Origin of the sequence: Wenzhouxiangella sp. XN79A (assembly GCF_012272825.1) — a bacterium.
Taxonomy (GTDB): domain Bacteria; phylum Pseudomonadota; class Gammaproteobacteria; order Xanthomonadales; family Wenzhouxiangellaceae.
Window position 1 is genome coordinate 1 of the sequence record NZ_JAAWWS010000160.1, and the last position, 24,043, is coordinate 24,043.

Annotated in this window: 22 protein-coding genes; 8 read left to right on the top strand and 14 right to left on the bottom strand. The window is 68.0% G+C overall.

The window, feature by feature from the left end; all coding sequences use genetic code 11:
• Nucleotides 1–835: 835 nt before the first annotated feature.
• From aceK to katG, 7 genes are all read right to left on the bottom strand, one after another.
• A complete protein-coding gene (aceK, locus tag HFP89_RS13255) occupies nt 836–2,581 on the bottom strand; it encodes a bifunctional isocitrate dehydrogenase kinase/phosphatase (protein ID WP_168718152.1) in 1,746 nt (581 codons plus the stop codon).
• Nucleotides 2,578–3,114, bottom strand: coding sequence for a DUF805 domain-containing protein (locus HFP89_RS13260; RefSeq protein ID WP_168718153.1), 537 nt, complete (start codon nt 3,112–3,114; stop codon nt 2,578–2,580). The genes aceK and HFP89_RS13260 overlap by 4 nt, the downstream gene beginning before the upstream one ends.
• Before the next feature lie 162 nt (nt 3,115–3,276).
• The gene (locus tag HFP89_RS13265) at nt 3,277–3,921 is read right to left on the bottom strand and encodes a hypothetical protein (protein ID WP_168718154.1); all 645 of its coding nucleotides are present in this window, start codon (nt 3,919–3,921) and stop codon (nt 3,277–3,279) included.
• 126 nt (nt 3,922–4,047) lie between these two features.
• Nucleotides 4,048–6,420 (bottom strand): SUMF1/EgtB/PvdO family nonheme iron enzyme, encoded by a 2,373-nt coding sequence (locus tag HFP89_RS13270; protein WP_168718155.1) that lies wholly within the window; start codon nt 6,418–6,420, stop codon nt 4,048–4,050.
• 48 nt (nt 6,421–6,468) lie between these two features.
• The gene (locus tag HFP89_RS13275) at nt 6,469–6,912 is read right to left on the bottom strand and encodes a nuclear transport factor 2 family protein (protein ID WP_168718156.1); all 444 of its coding nucleotides are present in this window, start codon (nt 6,910–6,912) and stop codon (nt 6,469–6,471) included.
• Between the two features lie 134 nt (nt 6,913–7,046).
• Nucleotides 7,047–7,688, bottom strand: coding sequence for a class I SAM-dependent methyltransferase (locus HFP89_RS13280; protein ID WP_168718157.1), 642 nt, complete (start codon nt 7,686–7,688; stop codon nt 7,047–7,049).
• 142 nt (nt 7,689–7,830) lie between these two features.
• Nucleotides 7,831–9,990, bottom strand: a complete 2,160-nt coding sequence (katG, locus tag HFP89_RS13285; RefSeq protein WP_277347529.1) for a catalase/peroxidase HPI — start codon at nt 9,988–9,990, stop codon at nt 7,831–7,833.
• 291 nt (nt 9,991–10,281) lie between these two features.
• On the opposite strand from katG, the gene nudC reads away from it, so the two are divergent.
• Nucleotides 10,282–11,265 (top strand): NAD(+) diphosphatase, encoded by a 984-nt coding sequence (gene nudC, locus HFP89_RS13290; RefSeq protein WP_168718159.1) that lies wholly within the window; start codon nt 10,282–10,284, stop codon nt 11,263–11,265.
• 37 nt (nt 11,266–11,302) lie between these two features.
• On the opposite strand, the gene HFP89_RS13295 is transcribed toward nudC, so the two are convergent.
• Nucleotides 11,303–11,902, bottom strand: coding sequence for a hypothetical protein (locus HFP89_RS13295; RefSeq protein ID WP_168718160.1), 600 nt, complete (start codon nt 11,900–11,902; stop codon nt 11,303–11,305).
• Between the two features lie 267 nt (nt 11,903–12,169).
• Between HFP89_RS13295 and HFP89_RS13300 the strand changes: the two genes are divergently transcribed.
• Nucleotides 12,170–12,517 carry a hypothetical protein gene (locus HFP89_RS13300; protein ID WP_168718150.1) on the top strand — a complete coding sequence of 116 codons (348 nt, stop codon included), beginning with the start codon at nt 12,170–12,172 and terminating at the stop codon, nt 12,515–12,517.
• On the opposite strand, the gene HFP89_RS15855 is transcribed toward HFP89_RS13300, so the two are convergent.
• Nucleotides 12,475–12,801 (bottom strand): hypothetical protein, encoded by a 327-nt coding sequence (locus HFP89_RS15855; protein WP_206212371.1) that lies wholly within the window; start codon nt 12,799–12,801, stop codon nt 12,475–12,477. The genes HFP89_RS13300 and HFP89_RS15855 overlap by 43 nt on opposite strands.
• 613 nt (nt 12,802–13,414) lie before the next feature.
• Here HFP89_RS15855 and HFP89_RS13310 point away from each other — a divergent pair.
• Nucleotides 13,415–14,785 carry a mechanosensitive ion channel family protein gene (locus tag HFP89_RS13310; RefSeq protein WP_168718161.1) on the top strand — a complete coding sequence of 457 codons (1,371 nt, stop codon included), beginning with the start codon at nt 13,415–13,417 and terminating at the stop codon, nt 14,783–14,785.
• 115 nt (nt 14,786–14,900) lie between these two features.
• Here HFP89_RS13310 and HFP89_RS13315 read toward each other — a convergent pair whose 3' ends face one another.
• From HFP89_RS13315 to HFP89_RS13325, 3 genes are all read right to left on the bottom strand, one after another.
• A complete protein-coding gene (locus HFP89_RS13315; RefSeq protein WP_168718162.1) occupies nt 14,901–15,428 on the bottom strand; it encodes a GNAT family N-acetyltransferase in 528 nt (175 codons plus the stop codon).
• Nucleotides 15,425–16,777, bottom strand: coding sequence for an MFS transporter (locus tag HFP89_RS13320; protein WP_168718163.1), 1,353 nt, complete (start codon nt 16,775–16,777; stop codon nt 15,425–15,427). The genes HFP89_RS13315 and HFP89_RS13320 overlap by 4 nt, the downstream gene beginning before the upstream one ends.
• A gap of 269 nt (nt 16,778–17,046) precedes the next feature.
• Nucleotides 17,047–17,823, bottom strand: coding sequence for an exodeoxyribonuclease III (locus HFP89_RS13325; RefSeq protein WP_168718164.1), 777 nt, complete (start codon nt 17,821–17,823; stop codon nt 17,047–17,049).
• A gap of 84 nt (nt 17,824–17,907) precedes the next feature.
• Between HFP89_RS13325 and pyrE the strand changes: the two genes are divergently transcribed.
• The 5 genes from pyrE to purH all read left to right on the top strand — a co-directional run bounded on the left by pyrE (nt 17,908) and on the right by purH (nt 22,012).
• A complete protein-coding gene (pyrE, locus tag HFP89_RS13330; protein WP_168718165.1) occupies nt 17,908–18,582 on the top strand; it encodes an orotate phosphoribosyltransferase in 675 nt (224 codons plus the stop codon).
• A gap of 5 nt (nt 18,583–18,587) precedes the next feature.
• Entirely contained in the window at nt 18,588–19,253 is a 666-nt protein-coding gene (locus HFP89_RS13335) for a DUF4124 domain-containing protein (protein WP_168718166.1), read from the top strand.
• Between the two features lie 7 nt (nt 19,254–19,260).
• Nucleotides 19,261–20,013 (top strand): zinc-ribbon and DUF3426 domain-containing protein, encoded by a 753-nt coding sequence (locus HFP89_RS13340; protein ID WP_168718167.1) that lies wholly within the window; start codon nt 19,261–19,263, stop codon nt 20,011–20,013.
• Between the two features lie 182 nt (nt 20,014–20,195).
• Nucleotides 20,196–20,447: a helix-turn-helix domain-containing protein gene (locus tag HFP89_RS13345; RefSeq protein ID WP_168718168.1), complete on the top strand. Its 252-nt coding sequence runs from the start codon at nt 20,196–20,198 to the stop codon at nt 20,445–20,447.
• On the top strand, nt 20,444–22,012 hold the full coding sequence (gene purH / locus HFP89_RS13350; protein WP_168718169.1) for a bifunctional phosphoribosylaminoimidazolecarboxamide formyltransferase/IMP cyclohydrolase: 1,569 nt from the start codon (nt 20,444–20,446) through the stop codon (nt 22,010–22,012). The genes HFP89_RS13345 and purH overlap by 4 nt, the downstream gene beginning before the upstream one ends.
• Nucleotides 22,013–22,034: 22 nt before the next feature.
• On the opposite strand, the gene HFP89_RS13355 is transcribed toward purH, so the two are convergent.
• A complete protein-coding gene (locus tag HFP89_RS13355; protein WP_168718170.1) occupies nt 22,035–23,252 on the bottom strand; it encodes a Calx-beta domain-containing protein in 1,218 nt (405 codons plus the stop codon).
• Nucleotides 23,252–23,959: a right-handed parallel beta-helix repeat-containing protein gene (locus HFP89_RS13360; protein WP_168718171.1), complete on the bottom strand. Its 708-nt coding sequence runs from the start codon at nt 23,957–23,959 to the stop codon at nt 23,252–23,254. The genes HFP89_RS13355 and HFP89_RS13360 overlap by 1 nt, the downstream gene beginning before the upstream one ends.
• Nucleotides 23,960–24,043 lie beyond the last annotated feature (84 nt).

A 24,043-nucleotide genomic window follows, 5' to 3' on the forward strand; every position in this document is an offset into this window, starting at 1 on the left:
CGAACCGAGCCAGCAGCAATGATCCGGCTTCGCCTCGGGTTCCAATGCCTCTGTACCCGGCAAGCCCTTCCTTCTCCGCGGCACTGCGCGATTTTTCGCGCCACGACCCCATGCCGGAGGGCAAACCCCGACCGGTACGCGTGCTTTTAAAAAAGCCCTTTTGGGTACTTTTGTGGCGATTGACAAAAGTACCTCGCCAGAAAGCGGACGACGTCCGCGTGGCGAAACGCTTGTAGCCCTGGGCAGCAACAACCCAGAGGCGAGCAAGACACGAGAAGCACAGCCGCCACGGATGCATCCGAGAAGTCAGGGCCAGGCCGACGAGGCGTTGGTCGGCCACAACCGTCGACCGAAGCGGCCTGTGTTCGAACCGAGCCACCGGCAATGATCCGGCTTCGCCTCGGGCTCTGACCCCTCTGTACCCGGCAAGCCCTTCCATCTCCACGGCACTGCGCGATTTTCCGCGCCACGACCCTCACCGGAGGGCAAACCCCGCCCGGTACGCGCGCTTGTAAAAAAGCCCTTTTGGGTACTTTTGTGGCGTTTGACAAAAGTACCTCGCCAGAAAGCGGGCGAAGCCCGCGTGGCGAAACGCTTGTAGCCAAGGGAAGCAACAACCCAGAGGCAAGCAAACCACCGAACGCAAGACATCCGCCCACCGAAGGGCCGTTCACCGCACCAGAAGTACGACACCCACCCACCCACCCGAAGGGCCGTTCACCCAACCGAGCCGCAATCACTCCGACACAAGCGAAACAACCGACCAGAAGAAACCTTCGCGCAAGGCGCCGTTCAGAAACGGCGCCGGCAACCAGCTGCCGGCCGGAGTCAGGACTCAGGCACCCGGATCGCGACAGGCCTGCAATCGAGCCGCTTCGGCATAGGGCCGCACGTCGGCGTCCGGTCGTTCGATCAACCGTTGTTTCAGCGCGCTCCACCAGTCGGGATCGAACAGTTCGCCGTGCGCTTCGTGGAAGGCTCGGCGATGGGCGGCAGGAAGGTCCATGAACCGGGGAAACTGTTCGGGAAAGACGTCGCCGGGGTTGACCGGGTACCAGGGCGTGTCGGCGAATTCCTCTTCTTCCGAGCGAGCCGGCGGCACGCGGCGGACGTTCAGGTCGGTGACCTTCGAGACTTCGTCGTAGTCGTAGAACACCGCCCGGCCGCTGCGCGTGACGCCGAAGTTCTTCAGGAACAGGTCGCCGGGGAACAGGTTGGAGCGGGCCAGGTCGCGCACGGCCTGGCCGTAGTCGAGCAGCGCTGCGCGTGCGACCTCGTCGGACTGTTCGCGCACGAACAGGTCCAGCGGTCGGACGCGGCGCTGGACGAAGCAGTGGCGCACCAGCACGGTGTCGCCGCGCAATTCGATCGCGCGTGCGCATTCGTTCAGCAGTTCCTCGAGCGCGGCCGGGTCGAAGCGGTCGCGGGCGAACGCCAGGTGGCGGTATTCCTGGGCATCGATCAGCCGGCCGACCCGATCGTGGTTGAACACGTAGCGGTACTGGGCCAGCACGTGCTCGCGGCCGATCTTCTTGCCCGGCGCGAAATGATCACGCACGACCTTGAACACCAGCGGAAACGACGGCAGCGTGAATACCACCATCACCATGCCGCGCTTGCCGTCGGCTTCGACCAGCCGATCGTCACGATCGAGGCCGAGATGATGGAAGAAGCGGCGATACCGCTCGGTCTTGCCCTGCTTGGCACGGCCCAGCACGGTGTAGAGCTCGTCGACCGGCTTGTCCGGCAGCAGTGTGCGCAGGAACACGATGGCATCGCCGACCGTGGGCAGGTCGGCGTGGAAGTAGCTGTAGGTAAAGCCGAACAGGATGCTGACCGCGGTGCGATCGAGCAGCACGGCATCGACCCGCACGCCGTCGTCGGGGTGGTCCAGTGCAATCACGCAGGGCCGCCAGCGTTCGGCGGCCAGCACCCGGCCGATCCGGTAGGCCCGTCGATCACGGAAGAACGGGACCTTCAAAAGTTCGATGGCCAGCGGCCCGCCGTCGTCGGCCAGCGTCGCGTTCAACCGCTCGGCCAACGCCGCGGCCCCTTCCTCCAGCGCCTCCTCGCCCAGGCCGAGGTCCGGCTCGGCGAGCAGGCGACGGCAGGCGTCGACCGGATCGTCGGCCAGTCCGTAGATCCGCCGGTCGACCGGCCGGGTGATGTGCGCGGTCGGTTCGATGTCCAGCGCCACGAACTCGACCCCGGCATCGACGCCACGCGTCTTGAACAGCCGGCGACTGGTGGTGTTGAAGAAGGTCTTGTACAGCTCGGCATCGAGCCGGTCGTCGATCAGCTCGGCATAGCGGGCATGGATGTCCAGCCACAGCGATCGAGACAGCAGCCGTTCGGCCAGCGCCCCTTCCAGCCGGCCGATGGTCTCGGCGATGCAGTCGTCGTAGAGCCGGATCCGCGCCCGCGCATCGCGCCCCTGGCGGGCCCAGTCACGGCGCCGGAAGTGGCGCTCGGCGCGGCGAGTGATGTCGGAGAACCGTGCGTTGTAGTCGTCGAAGGCGTCGACCAGCAGCGCAGCGGCCGCTTCGATCCGGCTCGATCGTGGATCGCGGCTCGGCTTCATCCGCCCGGTCGAGACGCGGGCGCGAGCGCGGTCGGGCGGGTCTGCAGCCAGACCACCAGGACCAGGCCGAACGGCACCAGCCAGAACAATTGCCACCAGGGACTTTCCCCGGCATCACGCAACCTGCGCGTCCCTGCCGCCAGCATCGGCACGATCAGGGCCAGCGCGATCAGGCCATGAACGACCGGGTGCAGCAAGGCGCCCATGGCCAGCACCAGGATCACCGCCAGCATGAACCACCAGTAGTCGGGCCGGCCGCTTCGCCCCGAAAAGTCGTCGAAGCGCTGCAGACCGCTGCGGATCGCAGCCACGGCACCGCTCGGTGCCATGGCCGAGCCGCAGTCGACGGACAACGAGTCGACCTCGACCTCGAACACCGCGGCCAGCGCTCGCAACGAGTCCAGCGATGCACGTCCGCTGGACTCCAGGCGCTGGACCGTGCGCAGGTTCAGGCCGCAGGCGTCGGCCAGCTGGTCCTGCGACCAGTGGCGGGCCCGGCGCAAGGCGCGGACCCGAAGGGAATCGATTCTCATGTCGGCATTGCTCGGTCGTCGTTCGGAGCCGCAACGATAGCGCCGCACCGGGCAGCGCCGCTACGGCAATGCTACGACAACTCGACGACAGCACGCCAACCGGGGCCGTCCGGCATGACGAGGGCCGGCTGGACCGGCCCTCTCCCGAACGGAACGACGCTGTCAGTCTTCGCCGACGGCGTACTGGCAGCTGACCTCCGGGTTGAACGGCGCGAACAGCCCGTCCGGGTTCGGCGTGGCCGCCCAGACATGCAGGGCCCAGATCCCGTTCGGCGGGACGTTGGGATTGAACTCGAGCTCCTGGCCGAGGAACTCGGGCGGAAACGGCTCGGTCCAGAGGTCGGCCGGGATGATGTACTCCACGCCGTGGAACTGCATCGATCCGTCTTCGGTCGGCGCGTAGAGCAGCACTTCGGGCCGCAGCAGGTTGAGGTGGCCGTTCATCAACTGGTCCATGTTGTGGACGTGATAGCCCATGCCCCCCATCGGACTCTCCACGCACTCGCCGAGAATCGTGTCCCAGCCGGCCGAAACGGCGACGTCGTAGTTGAAGAAGGGCATGATCGAGAGGGCCAGTGCGTCGAGCTGGTCGAGGACGTCCTGCGGCAGCCCCGGCTCGGCCTCATCGCGGCAGGCCGGCGGTTGCACCCCAAGCATGCCGAGCAGGATGCACATCCGCTCGGTGGGTGCGCCCATCCCGCCGGACTGCGCGCGTGCGTCGGGAGAAAACTGGACGGCGACGGCCAGCACCAGGGCCAGCGCGGCCGATCGGATCATCGGGATGTTCGAACGATTGGACAGCGTCATGCGTCGTACTCCTTGTCATGGGTCGATGCGACGGCGGGTCCACCCCGTCATCGCAGGTCCATCGTCGGAGACGGCACGGCCGAACACTTGAAGAAACCCTCAGAAACGCCTTAAATTTCGATCAAATCATGGGCTTGAGTGAATATCGACGGCCTGGGCGAAACGCCCGTCGCCGGCCGGACCGAACCAGCGGTCGATCCACTCGAGCAGGTGGCGGGACAGCTCGGTGTAGCCCGGCGGGAGGTGGCCCGAGTCCAGCGCGACGTGCTGCTTGTCCGGGCCCGGTGTCGCGAGACGCTCGAAGAAGGGGCGCTGCGATTCCTCGTAGGACATCGTCAGGTCGTTGCGCCCGGTGACCAGCAGCAGCGGCAGCGTCACGCGAGCGAGATAGTCGACCTGCTGGATTTCGGGCGGCAGATGCTCGGTCGGCGAAAGGCCGGTCGAGACCAGCATCGCGATCGCGAAGCGGGGCTCGGTGGCCAGCAGATAGGGAGCACGAGTGGCACCGTAGCTGACTCCGTGAAACGCCAGGCGATCGGTATCGATGTCGTCTCGGGTCTCGAGGTAATCGAGCGTGCGACGCAGGTCCTTGGCCTGCTGGATCAGCAGGTCACGCACTCCGATCGGACCCGACGGCGGAACCGGCCCGCGCTCGAACGTGCCCTTGAAGACGGGATAGGCCACCGCCCGGCCGGTGCGCAGGAACGGCTCGACATGCAGCAGCCCGGCATCATTGCTGTCGTCGAGCAGCCGGGCGTCCCCACCCGGAAAGTGGACGACGGTCTGGTACGGCGGCTCGACGTCTTCGGGAAGGAAGAGCTGCAGGATGACGCGTTCGTCGCCGTAGGCCGCGTCGAACTCGATCCGCTCCCGGCGCCAGTCGGCGTGGTCGTTGCCGACGGCCACGAGATCGACGTTCAGCGGCGTCTTGTCGTAGTCATACAGCCGGCGGTAGATCGCGAACGTCTCGTCGTCGACCGGGTCGGCCGGCGATCTGGCTTCGATCGTGACGGTACCGGGCAGCACGTCAGGCGTCTCGTCGGCCTGCAGCATCAGGCGGAATCCGGCACCGCGGTCGCGGGTGGTCGGCTCGAAGACCTGCCAATCGGTGAACTGGTAGCTGTTCTCGTGAAACGCCGCGCCCATGGCGTAGGGGCGGTTCCCGGCGCGGGTCCGGCTCCACTCCCGTACATTGCCGGCCATGTCGTAGGTCCCGAACGGCCCCAGCCCCCGGGCCTCGCCGACCGGCGTCGTCCCGTCGCGGCCGAAGTTGCTCGCCGGAAGGATTTCCGAGAACAGCGCTGCCTGGTCCCCGCCCAGCCCGGCGGCACGGTACCAGTGGAACGCGGTCGGCAGCTGCTTGCCCACCCACTCGGCATAGGCCGACGCCTCGAACCAGCTGACGCCGCTGACCGGATGCCCGCCCTCGCCGTCCGGATACGTCCCGAACGCCCAGCTCGACGGCCCCGGCATTCCGGTCCCATCGACGAACCGGCGCAGCAGTGCTGCGCGATCGAGCATCTCGCCGTCGATTTCGACCCGTTCGGGCCACAGCGCCGGGTCCTGGTACCCGCCGGCTTCGACGAACTCGAGGTAGTCCGCATTGGTGACTTCGTGCCGATCGATCCAGAATCCCGGCAGCTCGGCGCGCTCGCGATGGTACCGGGCCGGTCCCGGCGGCACGTACACCATGCCGTCCGGCGCCTCGTCGGCCGGGTGCAGCCGGAACGGCTCGGCGAACGGCAACACGCTGGGCGCCACCTCGATCGACTCGAAGCCGGCCTTCGACACCCGGAACCGGAGCGCCGACAGCGGCAGCCGTTCATCGGCCAGGGGCGTCGTCCCGATCGGCACCCAGTCCGCCGGTCCCGCGCCGTAGCCGGCCACCTCGATCCGGGCACCCGTCGGCTCGCTGTCGAGCGAGACCGGCAGCGACAGATCGAGCCACAGCTGTTCGATGCGGGGGTCGTCGGGGACGCGTTCCCGGGCTTCTCGAACCAGCCGCCAGGCGGCGGTGATGTCGGTCTCGATCTGCGCCTCGACGGCCGGAAGCAACTCGCGTTCGAGCCAGCGCCGATCGGCGCCCTGCCACCACCACGCCAGCGCCAGCACCGACACGGCCACCACCGACAGCAGCGCCGTCCACGGGGGCCGGGCGCGGTCCGGCGAGGCGCCCGCCCCGTGCGTTTCGATCGGCTCGACATCGGGCAGGATGCGGTAGCCCCGACGATGCAGCGTTTCGATCACAGAAGGGTCGGAGGCCGAGTCGCCCAGCGCCTGACGAAGCTCGCTGATCGCCTGCGGCAGGACGTTGGGCGACAGGGCCGTTCGGCCCCAGGCCTCGTCGAGCAGCGTGTCGCGATCGACCAGCGCGGGCGCATGATCCAGCAGCACTTCGAGCAGCCGGAAGGTCTGGCGACGAAGCGTGATCGGCCCGTCGGGGCCGACCAGCGCGCCCGTTTCGGCGTCCAGCAGGTAGGGGCCGAATCGATACTTCATCCTTCGAAATATACCCGGCCGGTGCGTCCGTCACCAGCCGGGGACCCGTCAGTCGTCGGCCGGAATCCGCGTTGCCTGCCACGTGAACGCCGCCCAGGAATCGCCGGCGCGCCGGAATACGCCGGTGTTGAAGTACTCGGCAATCCGCTGGCCGTCCTGGTCGGCAGTCAGGCGGAAGGTGACCACGGCGACGTCGTCCATGACCCGGACGGTCACGTCCTCGGCGCCGTAGCTCGGTGGATACGGGTCGTCGTCACCGGTGCCATCGAAGCCGGCCAGGATCTCGGCCTTGCCGAAGCGCTCGCCCGACGAGGCGGTGTAGATCAGGTCATCGGCCCAGAAGGACTCGTGGATCGCCCGGGCGTCGGCGGCGGCCAGGAAGGTGTGCAGCAGCCGTTCGAGCTCGGCGTGGTCATCAGCGACCGCGGCCGGCACGGACTGCGGGAGCAGCGCCAGGACCAGGGTCAGCAGCAGGGTTCGGACAGCGTTCATGCAGGTCTCACCGGAAGGCTTGGAAATGATCGGTCCCGAGGATAGCGCGGCGCAACGCCTTGCAACAGACTCGAACGACCGAAGCCGGCTGCATGCTCGCCCGCAGACCGCCCGACGGACGGAATATCACGCGGTCACTGCCGCCGCGCGACCAGGAACACGACCCGCCCGCTGCCGGTCCGATATTCATATTCGACTTCGAAGCCGACGTCCTGCATGCGTTGGAGGAGGTCGGCGCGATGCAGGACGAGCACCGGCGGGACTTTGCCGAACCAGCGACCGACGGCCAGGATCGGCCGCAGCCAGTTCATGCCGTCGGCCAGGCAGCCGGTGTTGGACACGAACAGGCCGCCGGGCCGGACCAGTTCGTGGATGTCGGCCAGTGCGCCGTCGAGATCCTCGACGAGGTGCAGCACGCTGAGCGCCAGCACGGCGTCGTAGCGGTGACCCCGAGACGCAACGTCGGCCAACGACGCGGTCTCGACCTCGATGGTATCGACTCCGGCCGCACGCGCCTTGTCGCGACCGATCTCGATCATCCGTTGCGAGAAGTCCGTGGCGTGGATCCGTTCCACGTGGGCCGCCTGCTCGATCGCCGTGGAGCCGGTGCCGCACCCCGTTTCCAGGCGATGCATTCCGGGCCGCAGACGCTTCTGCGTTTGCTCGAGCTTGTGCCGGTAGGCAGCGTCGTCTGCCATGGGCCGGCGGGCGTACTTGTCCGCGGTGCGGTCCCAGAAGCGGGCCGAACGATCGCCAGCGTGGGGAACGGTATCCATGCCACCTCGATAGCGCCCCGACCCGGCCGGGTCGTCTGCCAGAGGTCACGTCACGACAGCAGCACTCCGCGTCGACCGCAGCAAAGAAAACGGCGGCGCGGGGCGCCGCCGTTTTCGATGGTCCGTCAGCAGCCGATCGGAATCAGTTGCTGGCCATCATGGTGGTGTCGACATCGAACCGGTCGGCCGTCATGACCTTGGTCCAGGCCGCGACGAAATCGCGGATGAACTCCTCGTCACCGTCGGCCGACGCATAGGCCTCGGCCACGGCGCGCAGCTCGGAGTTCGAGCCGAAGACCAGGTCGACCGGTGTGGCCGTCCACATCGCTTCGCCGCTGTCCCGATCCCGGCCGACATAGATGCCATCCATCTCGTCGGACTTGCTCCAGGCGTAGTCCATGCTCAGGACGTTGACGAAGAAGTCGTTGGTCAGCTGCCCGGGCGTATCGGTGAACACACCGTGGTCGACGCCGCCAACGTTGGCGTCCAGCGCCCGCATGCCGCCGACCAGCACGGCCATTTCGGGCACGGTCAGATCGAGCAGCGCGGCCTTGTCGACCATCGCTTCCAGCGGCGCGAAGTAATGGCGGTCGCTGTAGTAGTTGCGGAACGCGTCGGCGTAGGGTTCGAGGTGGGCGAAGGAGTCGACTTCGGTCATCTCCTGCGTCGCGTCACCGCGACCGGGCACGAACGGCACCTCGATGTCGTGGCCGGCGTCGGCGGCGGCCTTCTCGATGGCGGCCGCGCCGCCGAGCACGATCAGGTCGGCCATCGAGACGTCGGCGCCCCGGCCTTCGTTGAAGTCCTGCTGGATGCCTTCGAGCACGCCGAGCACGCGGGTCAGTTCGTCCGGGTTGTTGACCTCCCAGCCGATCTGCGGCTCGAGCCGGATGCGCGCACCGTTGGCGCCGCCGCGCATGTCGCTGGCGCGGTAGGTCGAGGCCGAGGCCCAGGCGGTCCGGACCAGTTCCGGCACGGTCAGGCCCGAGTCCAGGATCGCGTCCTTCAGCTCGGCGATGCCGTCGCCGTCGACCAGGTCGCCGGACCAGCTCGGCACGGGGTCCTGCCAGCTCAGCACCTCGGCCGGCACTTCACTGCCGACGTAGCGGGCGCGCGGACCCATGTCGCGGTGGGTCAGCTTGAACCAGGCGCGGGCGAAGGCGTCCTCGAATTCCTCCGGGTTGGCCAGGAAGCGTTCGGCGATTTCGCGGTAGGCCGGATCGCGCTTCATCGCCACGTCGGTGGTCAGCATGATCGGCGTCGACGGACCGGCGCCCGGCTGCACTTCGGGCACGGTGTTGTCCAGCGCCCCGTCCCTGGCCACCCACTGGGCGCCACCGGCCGGGCTCTCGGACAGTTCCCATTCGAAGTTCAGCAGGTTCGACAGGTAGAGCATCGACCAGCGCGTCGGTGTCTGGGTCCATGCCCCTTCCAGGCCGCTGGTGATCGTGTCGGCGCCGTTGCCGGTGCCGCAGTTGTTCTTCCAGCCCAGGCCCTGCTCTTCGAGACCGGCCGCGGCCGGCTCTGCACCGACGCAGTCGGCCGGGCTGGCCGCACCGTGGACCTTGCCGAAGGTATGCCCACCGGCGATCAGCGCCAGCGTCTCTTCGTCGTTCATCGCCATGCGGCCGAAGCTTTCGCGGATGGCCGTGGCCGCCGCCACCGGATCGGGCACGCCGCCCGGACCTTCGGCGTTGACGTAGATCAGGCCCATCTGGGTGGCGGCCAGCGGTCCCTGCAGTCGACCTTCACCGTCGCGCCGCTCGGCGGCGAGCATGGCTTCTTCCGGGCCCCAGTAGACCAGGTCCGGCTCCCAGTCGTCCTCGCGGCCGCCGGCGAAGCCGAAGGTCTTGAAGCCCATGTCTTCCATCGACACGTTGCCGGTCAGCACCATGAGGTCGGCCCAGGACAGCTTGCGGCCGTACTTCTGCTTGACCGGCCACAGCAGGCGGCGAGCCTTGTCGAGGTTGGCGTTGTCCGGCCAGCTGTTCTGCGGGTCGAAGCGCAGCTGACCGCCGCCGGCGCCGCCACGGCCGTCGACCGTGCGGTAGGTCCCCGCCGAGTGCCAGGCCATGCGGATGAAGAACGGGCCGTAGTGGCCCCAATCGGCCGGCCACCAGTCCTGCGAGTCGGTCAGGACCGCGCGGATGTCGGCCTTGACGGCGTCGAGGTCGAGCGACGCGAATTCGGCGGCGTAGTCGAAGTCCTCGCCGTAGGGGTTGGACGAAACGTCCTGGTCGCGGAGCGGGCTCAGGTCGAGCTGGTCCGGCCACCAGAACTGGTTGCTCTTGGCGTCGTCCATCGCCGAGGCGTTGGCGACCGGCAATGCCAGCGACACGGCCAGCGCAAGCGCGGCGAGGGACTTGGTGGATGTACGCATGATGCGATCTCCCATGAGATTGAGTGGACCCGAACGGGGTTGGCTCATAACCTACGCCTTTCAAATCGAACCGTCCAATTGATATCGGCAATGCTGCCGATTGAGGAAAGGTATGCAACCCTTGAGCAAGAATCATTCAGGGGCAGTCGGACCCTCCATCGTCTCGGCGCGTGCCCCGATCGGGCGCGATGATCGGCTACAGTGATCCGGACCATGCCCGGATCCGATGCCAACAACCCTGCGCCGCTGCTGGCCTACTCCGGGCTGCGTCTCCGGCGGACCTCCCCGCTGCGCGAGCGCGACGACTGGCGCGAGGCCAGCCTGGCGAATCCCGAAACGCGGGTGCTGCCGGTCTGGCGGGGACGCAATCTCGTCGCCGGCTGGCGCGGCGGCAGCGGCGACGCCCGACCCGGCGATGCGTTGGACCTGCACGTGCTGCCGGCGGATGCGGCCGAATTCGCCGAACTGGTGCTGCTCGGCGTCGACGGCGACGCGCCGGTGCTGGCTGCCGACCTTTCGGACTGGCCCGAAGATCGAGCGAATGCACTGGCCGATGACGCCGGGTTCGTCGATCTTCGCCAGGTCGGTCCGGCCCTCGGCGCGCAGAGCGCCGCCCTGCTCAGCTACGCCCGCGGGATGGTCCACTGGCACCGCACCCATCGGCACTGCGGGCGTTGCGGCGCGGCGACGGCCAATCTGAGGGGCGGCATGCTGCGCCGCTGCCCGGACGAGCACTGCGGCGGCGTGGCGTTCCCGCGCATCGATCCGGCCGTCATCGTGCTGGTCGACGACGGCGGGCTGCACGGCGACGGCATCCCGCGCTGCCTGCTCGGCCGGGCCCCCGGCTGGCCGGCCGGGGTGTACTCCACGCTGGCCGGCTTCGTCGAGCCGGGCGAAACACTGGAGGAAACCGTGGCCCGCGAAGTGCGGGAGGAAAGCAACATCGGCGTCGAGAACGTCCGCTACATGGCCTCCCAGCCCTGGCCCTTTCCCTCCTCGCTGATGCTGGGCTTCCACGCCTCGGCCCGCACCCTGTCGATCCAGCGCAACGACAACGAGCTCGAGGACGCCCGCTGGTTCAGTGCAAACGAGCTGCGCAACGCCGGCACCTGGGGCGACGACGACGAGATCTGCCTGCCGCGCAGCGATTCGATCGCGCGCTATCTCATCGAGAGCTGGCTGGCCGGACAGGACTGACCGACGGCCGATCGCGCGGCCGGCGGACGGACGCGGATCAGTTGCGGGTAACTTCCCGGCGGTCGCCGTCGACCGGCACGCCGCCGGCCTTCAGGAGATCGACGATGTAGGCGCGGTGCTCGTCGCCGAGCTCGCCGTCGGCATAGATGCTCTGGACCAGACGGCGCAGCCGGTAGGCGTAGCGAACCACCGGCAGCAGCTTCTTCTGTTCGGCATCCAGCGCCCGGCGGGCCTGGTCGAGCTCGGCCTCGAGGTGGGCAATGCGATCCCGGGCATGATCGAGCTCCTGCTGCTTCGCGTCCAGCGCGTTCTGAAGCTCGCCGGTCGACTGGACCTGGCTGACTTCGGCCGAGAGGGTCGACCGACGGGCCTCGCGCAGCCGATCGGCCAGCTGACGGACCAGTTCCTCGTCGTCGCGCGCCGCGTCGGCCTCGGCCAGCTCGGCCAGGCGCTTGCGCAGCACGCCGACGTCGTTGCGCATCTGCCGCAGCTCACGCCGGACCGAATCGTCGGATTCGAGCATGGTCCGGGCGTCTTCGGGCAGGTCGGACGGCTCGGGATACTCGCTCACGTTGCCGGCAGCGACTTCCTGAAGCCACTGACGGAACCGCGCGCGCTGCGAGAGATGTTCGAGCATGACCTCAGCGTACCGGAGGTTTTTTTCAATTGCATCAACATCTTGAGGAACGGCTTCGCGTCTGCACGCGTGGAATGTGATGCAGGTTCCAGTTCGGCCGATCGCGTCTCTCGCGACCGGCCGTCCCGGCGCCGATCCGGCGAGCGAAGAACGCTGCCGACCCGATCGAACCGGGCGATCGGACGCGATGAATCCGATGTAACCGCGCTTGCCGGCGTACTACCCTTCGAGCGGTCACGACCGGTGACACACCGAGAGTCAATACCAATGAACAAGCACATTCCTGTCCTGCTGGCGCTGATCGCCGGCCTCGGCCTCGCCGCAGGTGCGGCCCGGGCCGACGATCCCTCGCACGAACCGCACGAATCCGAGCACCAGCATCACCACGGCGACGACGGCCATGCCGACGAGCACGAGCACCATCACGGCAACGACGGCCACGCCGACGAACACGAGCACCATCACGGCGACGACGGCCACGCCGACGAGCACGAGCACCATCACGGCAACGATGGTCACGCCGACGAGCACGAGCACCACCACCTCGACGGCGACGATCCCGAAGACCATCATCACCACCACCAGGACGATGGCGATACCGACGGCTCGTCCTGACGATCGTTTGAATCATCGACCCCGGAACGCGCCGGCCACGGGCGCGTTTCCGGTTCTTCGCCGTCGATGCGCCGGCGCACGAGGTCGATCGCCCGCCGGGCACCGAACCGCCGGACGATCTCGCGCAGTGCGCCGTCCCCGAAGCCGACCACGGACGCCATCGTCACCGATCCGCGAGTGAGCCCCTTCGTTGGTCCTGTACCGTCCAGCGAGTCGACATTGCCGCGTTCCGCCCCCTGGAAAGGACGCTGCCATTCCCTGCGAGACAGGCCTTGCAGCTGCACGCTCTCCGACTCGCCATACGTCACACAATGAGTGGCGGGGTACACTAGCCCGCATTACTCATGAATGAGCTCGCGCCCTTGCCTGGTTCTTGTCCGCACAGCGAATCGTCCTCGCTCGGAAATACAGCAGGGTATTCCGCTCGGTCGGAACATCCCCTGTGCGAACGATTCCCGGCGCAATCATCGCGGCGATTCATGAATAATGCGGGTCAGGAAACATCCGAACACGTCTGCGCGGAGCGCGCTTCAGTCGGAAACGCCGCAGATCGTGCGTGCCGTGGCGAGTGACAGTCGCCATGGCGACGGCCGAGTCACATCGCGTGCCAGCTGCGGCGTCTCCGGCGAACCCCGGTCGGGACGGGCCGTTGCGGGCCACACGGCGCCGCTTGTCATGACCATCGGACGCGTTGGTTCGGGTCGGGCGCGCTGATTCGGGAATCACCGAACCACGCTCGTCGAAGCCACGCCGGGTGATTGCGCCGCTCGTCATGACAAGCGTCATGACAAGCGTCATGACGAGCGCTCCGTCGCGCCCGCGCAGACCTGTTCAGAGCTTCCCCAGCGGACTTCGAGCATCGTCCGCACCGCTGCCGACCCCGGAGGACACCGCGCGATGGCCCGACTGCCGAGAATCCGATTCACCTGGCTCATCCTGCTGGCCCTGCTGGCCGGGCTGCCGGCAGCGGCCCAGGTCGAGGACCCGGCTTCGGCCGAGCCGTCGGACCGCCAGATCGACCCGGCGTCTCCGCCGGCGTCCGACCACCGGATCGGCGAGCGGCTGCGCGAGATCTTCGCCGAGATCGAATCGCTGCAAGGTGTCGAGGTGGCGGTGTCGGCCGGCGTGGTCGAACTCAGCGGCGAAGTCGAAGCCCAGGCCACCAGCGCACGGGCCGAACGCCTGGCCGGCCAGGTCGAGGGCGTGGTCGAGGTCGAGAATCGCCTGAGCCTGAATCGCGCGCTCGACGACCGTCTCGAGTCCACCGGCAACGAGCTCGCCGAGCTGTTTCGTGGTCTGATGGCCGGCCTGCCGCTGTTCGGCGTCGCGCTGCTGGTGTTCGTGCTGTTCTGGCTGGCCGGCCGATGGATCGGTGCCCGCCACGGCCTGTATCGGCGGTTCAGCCCGAACGTGTTCATCGCCGAGTTGATCGGCCAGGTCGCACACCTGGTGTTCATCGTCCTCGGGCTGGTGCTCGCGCTGTCCCTGCTCGACGCGACCGCGCTGCTCGGCACCATCCTCGGCGCAGCCGGGATCTTCGGCCTGGCGCTCGGCTTCGCGGTCCGCGACACGGTCGAGAACTATATCGCCAGCATCCTCCTGAGCATCCGCAATCCGTTCGGCATCAACGACCTGGTCGATGTCTCGGGCCAGATCGGCAACGTCGTCTCGCTGACCTCGCGCGCGACCATCCTGCTGTCGCCGGAAGGCAACCACGTGCGCATTCCCAACGCCATGGTGTTCAAGGCCGTCATCGTCAACTACACGCGGCGGCCCGAACGACGCTTCGAGTTCGACGTCGGCGTCGACACCGACCACGACCTGCGATCGGCGCAGCAGGTGGCGATCGATACGCTCGAGTCCACCCCCGGGGTACTGCCCGAACCCGCCGTGCAGGTCATCGTCCAGGCACTCGGCGACTCCAACGTCGTGCTGCGCTGTTACGGCTGGGTCAACCAGCAGGCCCACAGCTTCATCAAGGTGCAGAGCGAGGCGATCCGCCGGGTCAAGGAAGCCTTCGACGAGGCCGGCATCGTCATGCCAGAACCCGTCTATCGCCTCAGGATCGTCGACCGCGTCGCCGGCACGGCCGGCGCCACGCCGGACCGCGCGCCGAAGCGCGACGCGGAGCGCAGGAAAGGCGACAACGACGATCCAGCCCCGGCCGATGTCTCGGTCGACCACACCATCGAAAAGCGCGTGATCGTCGAGGCACAGGATGCCGAGAGCGAGAACCTGCTCAGCCCCGACGCCGATCAGGAGCTCTGAGCGTTCGATGGCAGAGACGGAATCCCGGTGCCGAAGGCGGGCCGGCCGGTTGCTCGCGCGACAATGCGCTTTGGCGTTGCGGGGTCTGCATCAGGGCCACTGCTGACCCAGCGCTTCACCGCACGATCGGCGATTCGGCCGCGCCGAGGCGTTTCTGCATCAGCGTCACGTCCTGCCAGGCATCGAACTTCCACCCGACGTCCCGCAGCACGCCGACGCGCTCGAACCCGACCCGTTCGTGAAGACGAACCGAGGCAGCATTGCGCTGGCCGCCGATCACCGCGATCATCTGCCGGAATCCACGCGACTCGCATTCACGGATCAATCGGTCCAGCAACGCCCTGCCGACGCCGCGGCGCTGGAATTCGCGTGCGACATAGACCGAGTTCTCCACGGTTCTCCGATACGCCGGACGACCGCGGAACGAGCCCGCGTAGCAGAAGCCGGCGACCCGAGCGTCGAGTTCTGCGACCAGATAGGGGTAGCCGCGTTCGCTCAGCCGCGCCTGACGCCCTCGCATCTCCTCGACGGTCGGCGGCTCGAGCTCGAACGATGCGCTCCCGTTCAGCACCGCCTCGGCATAGATCGCCTGGATGGCTCCGAAGTCGCGGTCCTCGACGGGGCGCACGACCGGATCGCTCATGAATCAGCCGCGGACTCGAGCGCCCTTTTCCGCATCAGCCAGACGATCAGCAGGATCGCCGGAATGCCCAGCGCGGAGGCGTAGACGAAGAAGGTGACGTAGCCGGCGCTGTCGACGATCACGCCCGAAGGCCCGCCGATGATCTTGCCGGGCAGGGTCATGAACGAACTGAACAAGGCATATTGCGTCGCGGTGTAGCGACGCGAAACCAGGCTGGACAGAAAGGCGATGAACACCGTGGCCGAGAAGCCGTTGGCGAAGTTGTCGGCGCCGATGGTGACGAACAGCGCCGGGATGCTGTAGCCGACCGTGGCCAGCCAGGCGAACACCAGGTTGGTCAGCGCAACCAGCAACGCGCCGGCCAGCAGCATCGGCAGGATGCCGTAGCGGGCCACGACCACGCCACCGACCATGCCGCCGATCAGCGTCATGACGATACCGAAGACCTTGGTCACGCTGGCGATTTCCGACAGGCTGAAGCCGAGATCGATGTACAGCGGATTGGCCATCGCGGCCATCGACAGGTCGCTGACCTTGTAAAGGCCGATCAGCGCCAGCAGCGGCAGGGCCAGCCAGCCGTAGCGGTGCATGAAATCGCGGAACGGCGCGATCACCGAGCCGACGATCCAGGCCCCGGCCTCCTGGCGCCAGCCGGTGGTCGCGGTGTTGGCACGAAAGGCCTGGACCAGCGGATCGCGGTCGATGTCCAGCCGATCGGCCGACGACGGCTCGCGCGACAGCAGCACCGCCAGCATGCCCACCGACACGCAGGCGGCCATGGCCAGGTAGGCCACCGTCCAGTTCCAGAAATCGGCGATGTACAGCGCACCGGCGCCGGCCACCAGGATCGCCAGCCGGTAGCCGATGACGTAGGTCCCCGCCATCGCGGCCTGGAACTCGTCGGCATCGGATTCGATCCGGAACGCGTCGATGGTGATGTCCTGGGTGGCCGAGCAGAACGCGACCAGCAGCGCCAGCAGCGCGATCGCGGTCAGGCTGTCGGTCGGGTCGGTCAGCGCCATCGCGGCCAGCCCGGCTGCAATCCCGACCTGGGCCAGCAGCATCCACGAACGACGCTGGCCGAGCAGCCTCGTGAGCAGCGGCAGCGGCACCCGATCGACCACCGGCGCCCACAGCACCTTGATCGAATACGTGGTGCCGATCCAGGCGAAGAAGCCGATCGCCGAGCGCGAGATCTCGTAATCGCGCAGCCAGGCCGTCAGCGTGGTGAACACCAGCAGGAACGGGAGCCCGGCGGAAAAGCCGAAGAACAGCATCCGCACCACCGACGGCCGCGCATAGACCCGCAGCGCCTCGGACCAGCCCCGCTTCGTCGCTTCAGTGGCCATTCTTCCCCTTCCGGCCGCGGACAGCGGAACCCGAAGAACAATTGGAACCGCAGATGACCGCAGATGACCGCAGATGGAAAGAAGGAAAGGCAAAAGAACTTGAACAGGACAGGCAACGGAGGGCTTCTGCTGGCAGCGCCATGACTCCACCGGCCGCTCCGGCGCCACCACGGAACGGGACGCTGGCTACCCACGGATTCATCGACAGCATCGATTCTCTTCTGCGAACATCTGCGTAACCTGCGGTTTCAAGGGCTCTTGAGTGTCGTTCAGAGATCCGCGTCGTAGTCGAGGATCAGCGGGGCGTGGTCGGAGAAGCGGACGTCCTTGTAGATGCGCGCCCGCTCGGCGCTGTCGGCCGGGCCGGTGCTGGTCACGTGGTAGTCGATCCGCCACCCGACGTTGTTGTCCCAGGCCCGGCCGCGGTTCGACCACCAGGTGTACTGCTCCGGCCGCGGGTCGACCCGGCGGAAGGCGTCGTGCATGCCGACGGGTCCGAAGACCTCGTCCATCCAGGCGCGCTCTTCGGGCAGGAAGCCGGAGTTCTTCTGGTTGGCCTTCCAGTTCTTCAGGTCGATTTCCTTGTGGGCGATGTTCCAGTCGCCGCAGATGATCCAGTCCCGGCCCGACGTCGCCCATTCGGCGAGCTTCGGCTTGAGATGCTCCATGCACTCGTACTTGAACTGTTGACGCTCGTCCTTCGAGGTCCCCGACGGCAGATACAGCGAAACCACCGAGGTGGTGCCGAAATCCGCCTGCAGCCAGCGCCCCTCGCGATCGAAAGCGTCCCAGCCGAGGCCGACCTGCACCTTGTCGGGCTCCTTCCTGGCGTAGATCGCCACGCCGGAGTAGCCCTTCTTCTCCGCGTCGTGGTAGACGCAGGTGTTCATGAAGGCCGGGCGGAACGCGGGATCCTCGAGCTGCCACTCCTGCGCCTTGGTCTCCTGGATGCAGACCACGTCGGCCCGCTGGCGCTTGAGCCAGTCGAAGAAGCCCTTGCGGGCGGCGGCGCGGATTCCGTTGGCGTTCAGGCTGATGATGCGCATGGATGAAGAGCGGGCCTCGGCGTGTCAGCGCTCATGGTAGCCGGTGGATGGTGCGAACTGGGGCGGCGGCGGTACACTGCCGACATGAACGAATGGACCCGGAAATTCATCGCGCTGGCTTGCGAGGTCGAGGCGCTGCGCTTCGGCCGCTTCGAACTGAAGTCCGGACGGATCAGCCCGTACTTCTTCAACGCCGGCCGGTTCGCCAGCGGCCGCAGCCTGGCCGGGCTGGCCGACTGCTACGCCGACGCCATCGCCGACTCGATGGCCGCCTCGGGTCTCGAGTTCGACGTGCTGTTCGGCCCGGCCTACAAGGGCATCCCGCTGTCGGCCGCGGTCGCGGTCCGGCTGTTCGACCGGCACGGCATCGATACGCCGGTGGCCTACAACCGCAAGGAAGCCAAGGACCATGGCGAAGGCGGCACGCTGGTCGGCGCGCCGATCGAGGGCCGGGTGCTGGTCGTCGACGACGTGCTGTCGGCCGGCACCGCGTTCGCCGAGGCCCGAGCCCTGATCGAGGCGGCCGGCGGTCGGGTCAGCGGATTCGCCGTCGGCCTGGATCGCCAGGAACGAGGAACCGGCACCACCTCGGCCGGGTCGGAACTGATGAAGGCGGGCATCGATGTGATTGCCATCGCAACTCTGGGCGACCTGGTCGATGCACTTCGCGAGAATGTCGCCGGCGAGCTGGCGAGGGACGAAAATCTCTCTGCTATGCTGGCTTATCAAAGGGAATACGGAGCGGCCCCAGGGTCGTGAGGACCATGCGCAGCCTGACCGCACTGGTCGTGCTGGTGGCGTTGACCGACGCCGCCGCGCAGACCGTCTACAAGTGGGTCGACGAGGACGGCGAGACGCACTACAGCCAGACGTTGCCGCCCGATCGCGTCCAGCAGGAACACGCCCAGCTCGATCGCGAGGGCCGCGTGACCGCCGAAGTCGCGCGCGCGCCGACCGCCGAGGAGCGCGCCGAGCTGGCCGAGCGGATGCGGGTCGAGCGCGATGCCAGCGAGCGCGACCGACTGCAGGCCCAGCAGGACCGGCTGTTCCTGGCCGCCTACCCCACCGAGGAGGCCGTGACCGATTCGATCGACGCCCAGCGCGACGTTCTGATGGCCGAGTTCAGCTCGGTCGACTCGCTGATCGAACAGGCCCGCGTCCGGCTCAACCAATCGGTGAACCAGGCGGCCTCGATGCAGCGCAGCGGCCGCGAGGTCCCGGAGCACCTCCGCAACGACATCGCCCGCGCCCGCGGCAATCTTGCCGAGCTGAACGACCGTCGCGCCGAGCTCGAAGACGAAATCAACGGGCTCGACGACCTGCTGGCCGAAGAGCTGGCGCGCTTCCGGCGACTGACCGACACCGGGCCGAAACCGGCCGAATCGGACCCCGCGCCGTCGGATCCGGACGACGACGCAGGCGCCGGCTGAGCGATCCGTGTATACACGCTGCGAACACTGTCGGGCCGTGCTGCCGATTCGGCCCGAGGATCTGGCCCAGGCCGGCGGTATGGTCCGCTGCGGTTCCTGCGGCCGGACCATCAACGCGCTGGCCGCGATGTACCGCGAGCCGCCGACGACCGGCAGCCCGCCGATCCCGGCCGACGGCATGCCGCCGATGCTGACCCCGCGCGTCGAGCAGGACGCCCTGCTCGACGGCGACGAGGCCACGGAGGCCAGCGAGCGGCCGGACCCGTCGGCCGATCTCGCCGACGACGTGCCGTCACCCGATTTCTCGCCCGACCCGCCGCCGCGCTGGGCGCGCTGGTTGTGGCCGACCGTGGTCGTGATCGCGCTCGGCGCACTGGCCGTGCAGCTGTTCGGCCCCGAATCGCTGCGGGTCGAGCCCGAAGCGCTGGGCTTCGGGGCGCCACCGCCGATCGAGGCCTCGGAGGCCATCGAGCTGGTCTCGCGTGACCTCCACCGTCATCCCGGTCTCAGCGATGCGGTGATCGTCAGCGCTGTCCTGGTCAATCGGGCCGAGCGTCCGGTGCCGTGGCCGCGGATCGATCTGCGGCTGTTCGACGCCAGTCAGCAGGTGATCGGCCAGCGGCTGCTGGAGCCGGCCGACTACCTCGACCCATCCGCCGACCCGGACGGCATGCTGGCGCCGAACGTCCGTCTGCCGGTGGTGCTCGAAATGGTCGTCGAAGGCTCCGCGCCGTCCGGGTTCAGCATGAGTTTCCACTAAGCGGGCGGCCACCGCCCGGCGGTCGGCAACGGGTTACGTCCCCGCTCCGGCGGCCGGCCCGGCGCGCCGGACGAATGTGATGAATTCCACATTTCGATGCCGATCCGCGCCGGTTCGGGCCATTCGCTGTGGTACGCTTTGCGGCCGTTTGCAACCGCCCCCGAGTGCCTCCGGAATCCCGCATGCCGCCATCGAAACCCGAGTCGAACGGCCCGTGCCTGCGCGACGTCGTCGCCCGCTCCGTTCAGCAGTACCTTGACGATATGGGGCCGACCCCCCCCGACGACCTGCACGACCGGATCATCCGCGAAGTCGAACAGCCGCTGATCGAGACGGTACTCAGACATACCGGCGGCAACCAGTCGCGGGCCGCGCGCATCCTCGGCATGACCCGCTCGACCCTGCGCACCCGCATCCGGCGCTACGGCCTGTGAGCGGCAGCGAACCGCGCATCCGCCGCGCGCTGCTGAGCGTGTCGGACAAGCGCGGGCTGGTCGAACTCGGCCAGGCGCTGACCGGACACGGCGTCGAACTGCTGTCGACCGGCGGCTCGGCGCGCGCGCTGCGCGAGGCCGGCCTGGAGGTGATGGACGTATCGGGCTATACCGGCTTTCCCGAGATCATGGGCGGTCGGGTCAAGACGCTGCATCCGAAGATCCACGGCGGCATCCTGGCCCGAGCCGGCGTCGATGACGCAGTGGCCGCCGACCACGGCCTGCCACCGATCGACCTGGTCGCGGTCAACCTCTATCCGTTCGCGGACACCGTGGCCGACCCGGACTGCAGCTGGGCCGATGCGATCGAGAACATCGACATCGGCGGGCCGACGCTGGTCCGCGCCGCGGCCAAGAACCACGCGCGGGTGACCGTGCTGTGCGATCCCGACGACTACGCGACCGTGATCGCAACGCTGCCGGCTGCGCCCGACGAGGCGCTGCGCCGCCGACTGGCGACCCGGGCCTTCGCGCACACCGCCAAGTACGACGGCCAGATCAGCGAGTGGCTGTCGGCCCGCACCGACATCGATACCGGGATCGACGAACCCGGCCTGCCGCCGCGCCTGAGCCTGAACCTGGACCGTGCGGCCGCGCTGCGCTACGGCGAGAACCCGCACCAGGCCGCCGGCCTGTACGTCGAGCGCGAAGCGCCGCGGGCCGGCCTGGCCGGCGCACAACCGCTGCAGGGCAAGCCGCTGTCGTACAACAACCTGCTCGACGCCGACGCCGCGTGGAGCGCCGTGGCCGGCCTGGGCGAGGCGCCGGCCTGTGTGATCATCAAGCACACCAACCCCTGCGGCGCCGCGCGCGGAGAGTCGCCGGAGGCGGCCTACCGCAAGGCGCTGGCCTGCGATCCGACCTCGGCCTTCGGCGGCATCCTGGCCTTCAACCGCGAACTCGACGGCGCAACGGCCGAGGCGATCAGTCGACAGTTCGCCGAGGTCGTGCTGGCGCCCGGCTTCAGCGATGCGGCGCGCGAAGTCTTATCGGCGAAGAAGAACCTGCGCCTGATCGCGCCGGGCGACCCGGCCCGCGGATGCTACGAGCTGCGCCGCATCGACGGCGGCTGGCTGGTCCAGCAGCCCGATGCGCTGGCCTGGGATCGCGACGCGATGCAGGTGGTCACGAAACGTACGCCGGACGAGCGCGAATGGCGCGACCTGGCGTTCTGCTGGTCGGTGGTGGCCGCGGTGCGCTCCAACGCCATCGTGCTGGCCCGCGACGAGGCGACCCTCGGCATCGGCGCCGGCCAGATGAGCCGCGTCGACTCGGCCAGGATCGCCACCCGCAAGGCCGCCGAGCAGGGCCTGGCCCTCGACGGCGCGGTGCTGGCCTCCGATGCCTTCTTCCCCTTCGCCGACGGCGTCGAGACCGCCGCCGAAGCCGGCGTGAAGGCCATCGTCCAGCCCGGCGGCTCGAAGCGCGACGACGAGGTCATCGAGGCCGCCGACCGCCACGGCATCGCCATGGTGTTCACCGGCCGGCGGCACTTCAGGCACTGAACCACCGCCGGCGCGGCCCGGCTCAGGGCCGGAACTCGAAGCCGTCGGCGAACAGCACCGTTTCGTCATCGAAGATCCGGATCACCACGCTGGCCGGACTGATCGGCGTGGCCGCCCCATCGGTGACCTCCAGCGTCACGCGGAACTGCTCGACCGGCTCGGCGATGCCGTCGTTCAGGATCGGGATGTCGACGGTCTGGATGGTGGTCTCGCCGTCGCCCCAGCTTCGTGTCACGTCGATCGCGGTGAAGTCGCTGCCGGCGGTCGCCGACTCGGCCACGGTCCGGATGCGCACGGTGGTCGGCCCTTCCGCCGCGCCCTCGCGGCGCACCGTCAGCGTCGCCGTGCCGAAGTCCTCCGGGATCTCGAAGAAGCCCGCGCCGAAGCGCACCGTGCCGCCGTCGATCCGGGTCAGGCCGGACAAGGCATCGACATCGGCGTCGGGCAGCGACGGATGCAGCGAATCGACCAGGTAGACCAGCGAGAACACGTCGGCGACCGGATCGTGCAGCAGCAGATCGTCGTCATCGAAGCCAAGGCCGTCGATCCGGCCCGGCGTGTCGAAGCTCATCAGCATCCGGCCGTCGTCGAGCACGTGCAGCGCGTCCAGGTTCAGCGCGCGCGGCACGCGGTCGCCGTCGAAGAACCCAGTCAGCTGGAACCCGTCCCAGCCGACCACGTGACTCGGCGACAGGTACGGTACCAGCGAGCCGCGCAGCGGGATGAACTGCAGGATGAACGAGTCGAACGACAGCAGCAGATCGCCGCTGAGCGGATCGAAGGCCACGGCGTCGACGTTGACCTCGTCCGGCAGGCCGGCCGAGGCCGGGTCGAAAAGCAACGTGCCCGCGCCGGTCCAGACTTCGCCGGGCCGCATCGTGACCGTCGGGCCATCGAACAGGTCCAGCGTGTCGGTAATGTCGATGGAAAAGGCGTCGAGTGCGAGGTCGTAGGCGTCGACATCGTAGCGGTGGAGGGTGGGCAACCCGCTTTCCAGCGCTTCGATGCCGGCGTAGAGATCGGTGTCGAGATTTACCCGGGCCACCTGGCTGTCGCCGAAGGTCACGCTGCCGGCGGGCCCGACGAGGATGGCTTCGATATCCAGACTGATCAGCAGTTCCTCGAGCTCGGCGCCGATATCGATCACCCCGGCACGTGCCTGCGGAACGGCCACCGCGAAGAGCAGCGCCAGCACCCCTGCTCGCCACAGACATTGCGCGTTGTCGCGTCGCATGGCCATCAGTCGCAGTCGGTCGACGGCGAACACCGGTTCGGGCCGATCGCGGTGCAACTGTCGCCGTTGTCGTTGGCGGACATCAGGACCTGGGAGCAGTACATGCTGAACACGCCCTGGTTGCCGTTGTTGACCACGGTGCTGTCGATCACGTGATGGGTGCCGAACACCGAACCGATCCCGGAATCCCCGTTCAGGCCGATCGAAAGCCGCCGGAAGACGCCGCCGACCGAGCCGAAGCCGATCACCGAAACGCCCAGAGCCCCGTTGCTGGTGATCGTCACGTCCTCGACCCGGGCGTAGTTGCCGACCACGATGCCGTCGCTCCCCATGCCGCGAACCGAGCCGTTGACGATCGTCACGTAACTCCGGCCGCTGGCGGAAATGCCGTCGCCGATGCCGGTGCCGGTGCAGCTGACCGTGCTGCCGGAGCACACCGCCGGGCCGAGCAACGCGAAGCCGTTGAGGTCGACCTGCACGTTGTCGGCGTTGACCTGGATCAGCGTCTGGTTGGCGTTGGTGGTGGTCAGGTTCGAGGTCAGGATGTAGCTGCCGGGCTCGGTCAGCGTGATCGGATAGCCGCCGGAATCGCCCGGCACGCAGCCGAACGGCGCGCACTCGGCGCTGAGTTCCCGTGCGCCTCGGTCGGCGAAGGCGGGCGAGGCAGTCAGCGCAAGCAGCGCGACGGCGGAAAGACGGGCACGAATGGACATCGATGAATTCCTTATCTGGGAATGGGTCTACTCGATCAATCGGATACCGTGGAACAACACCGCCAGCCGCCGCCACGCCGCATC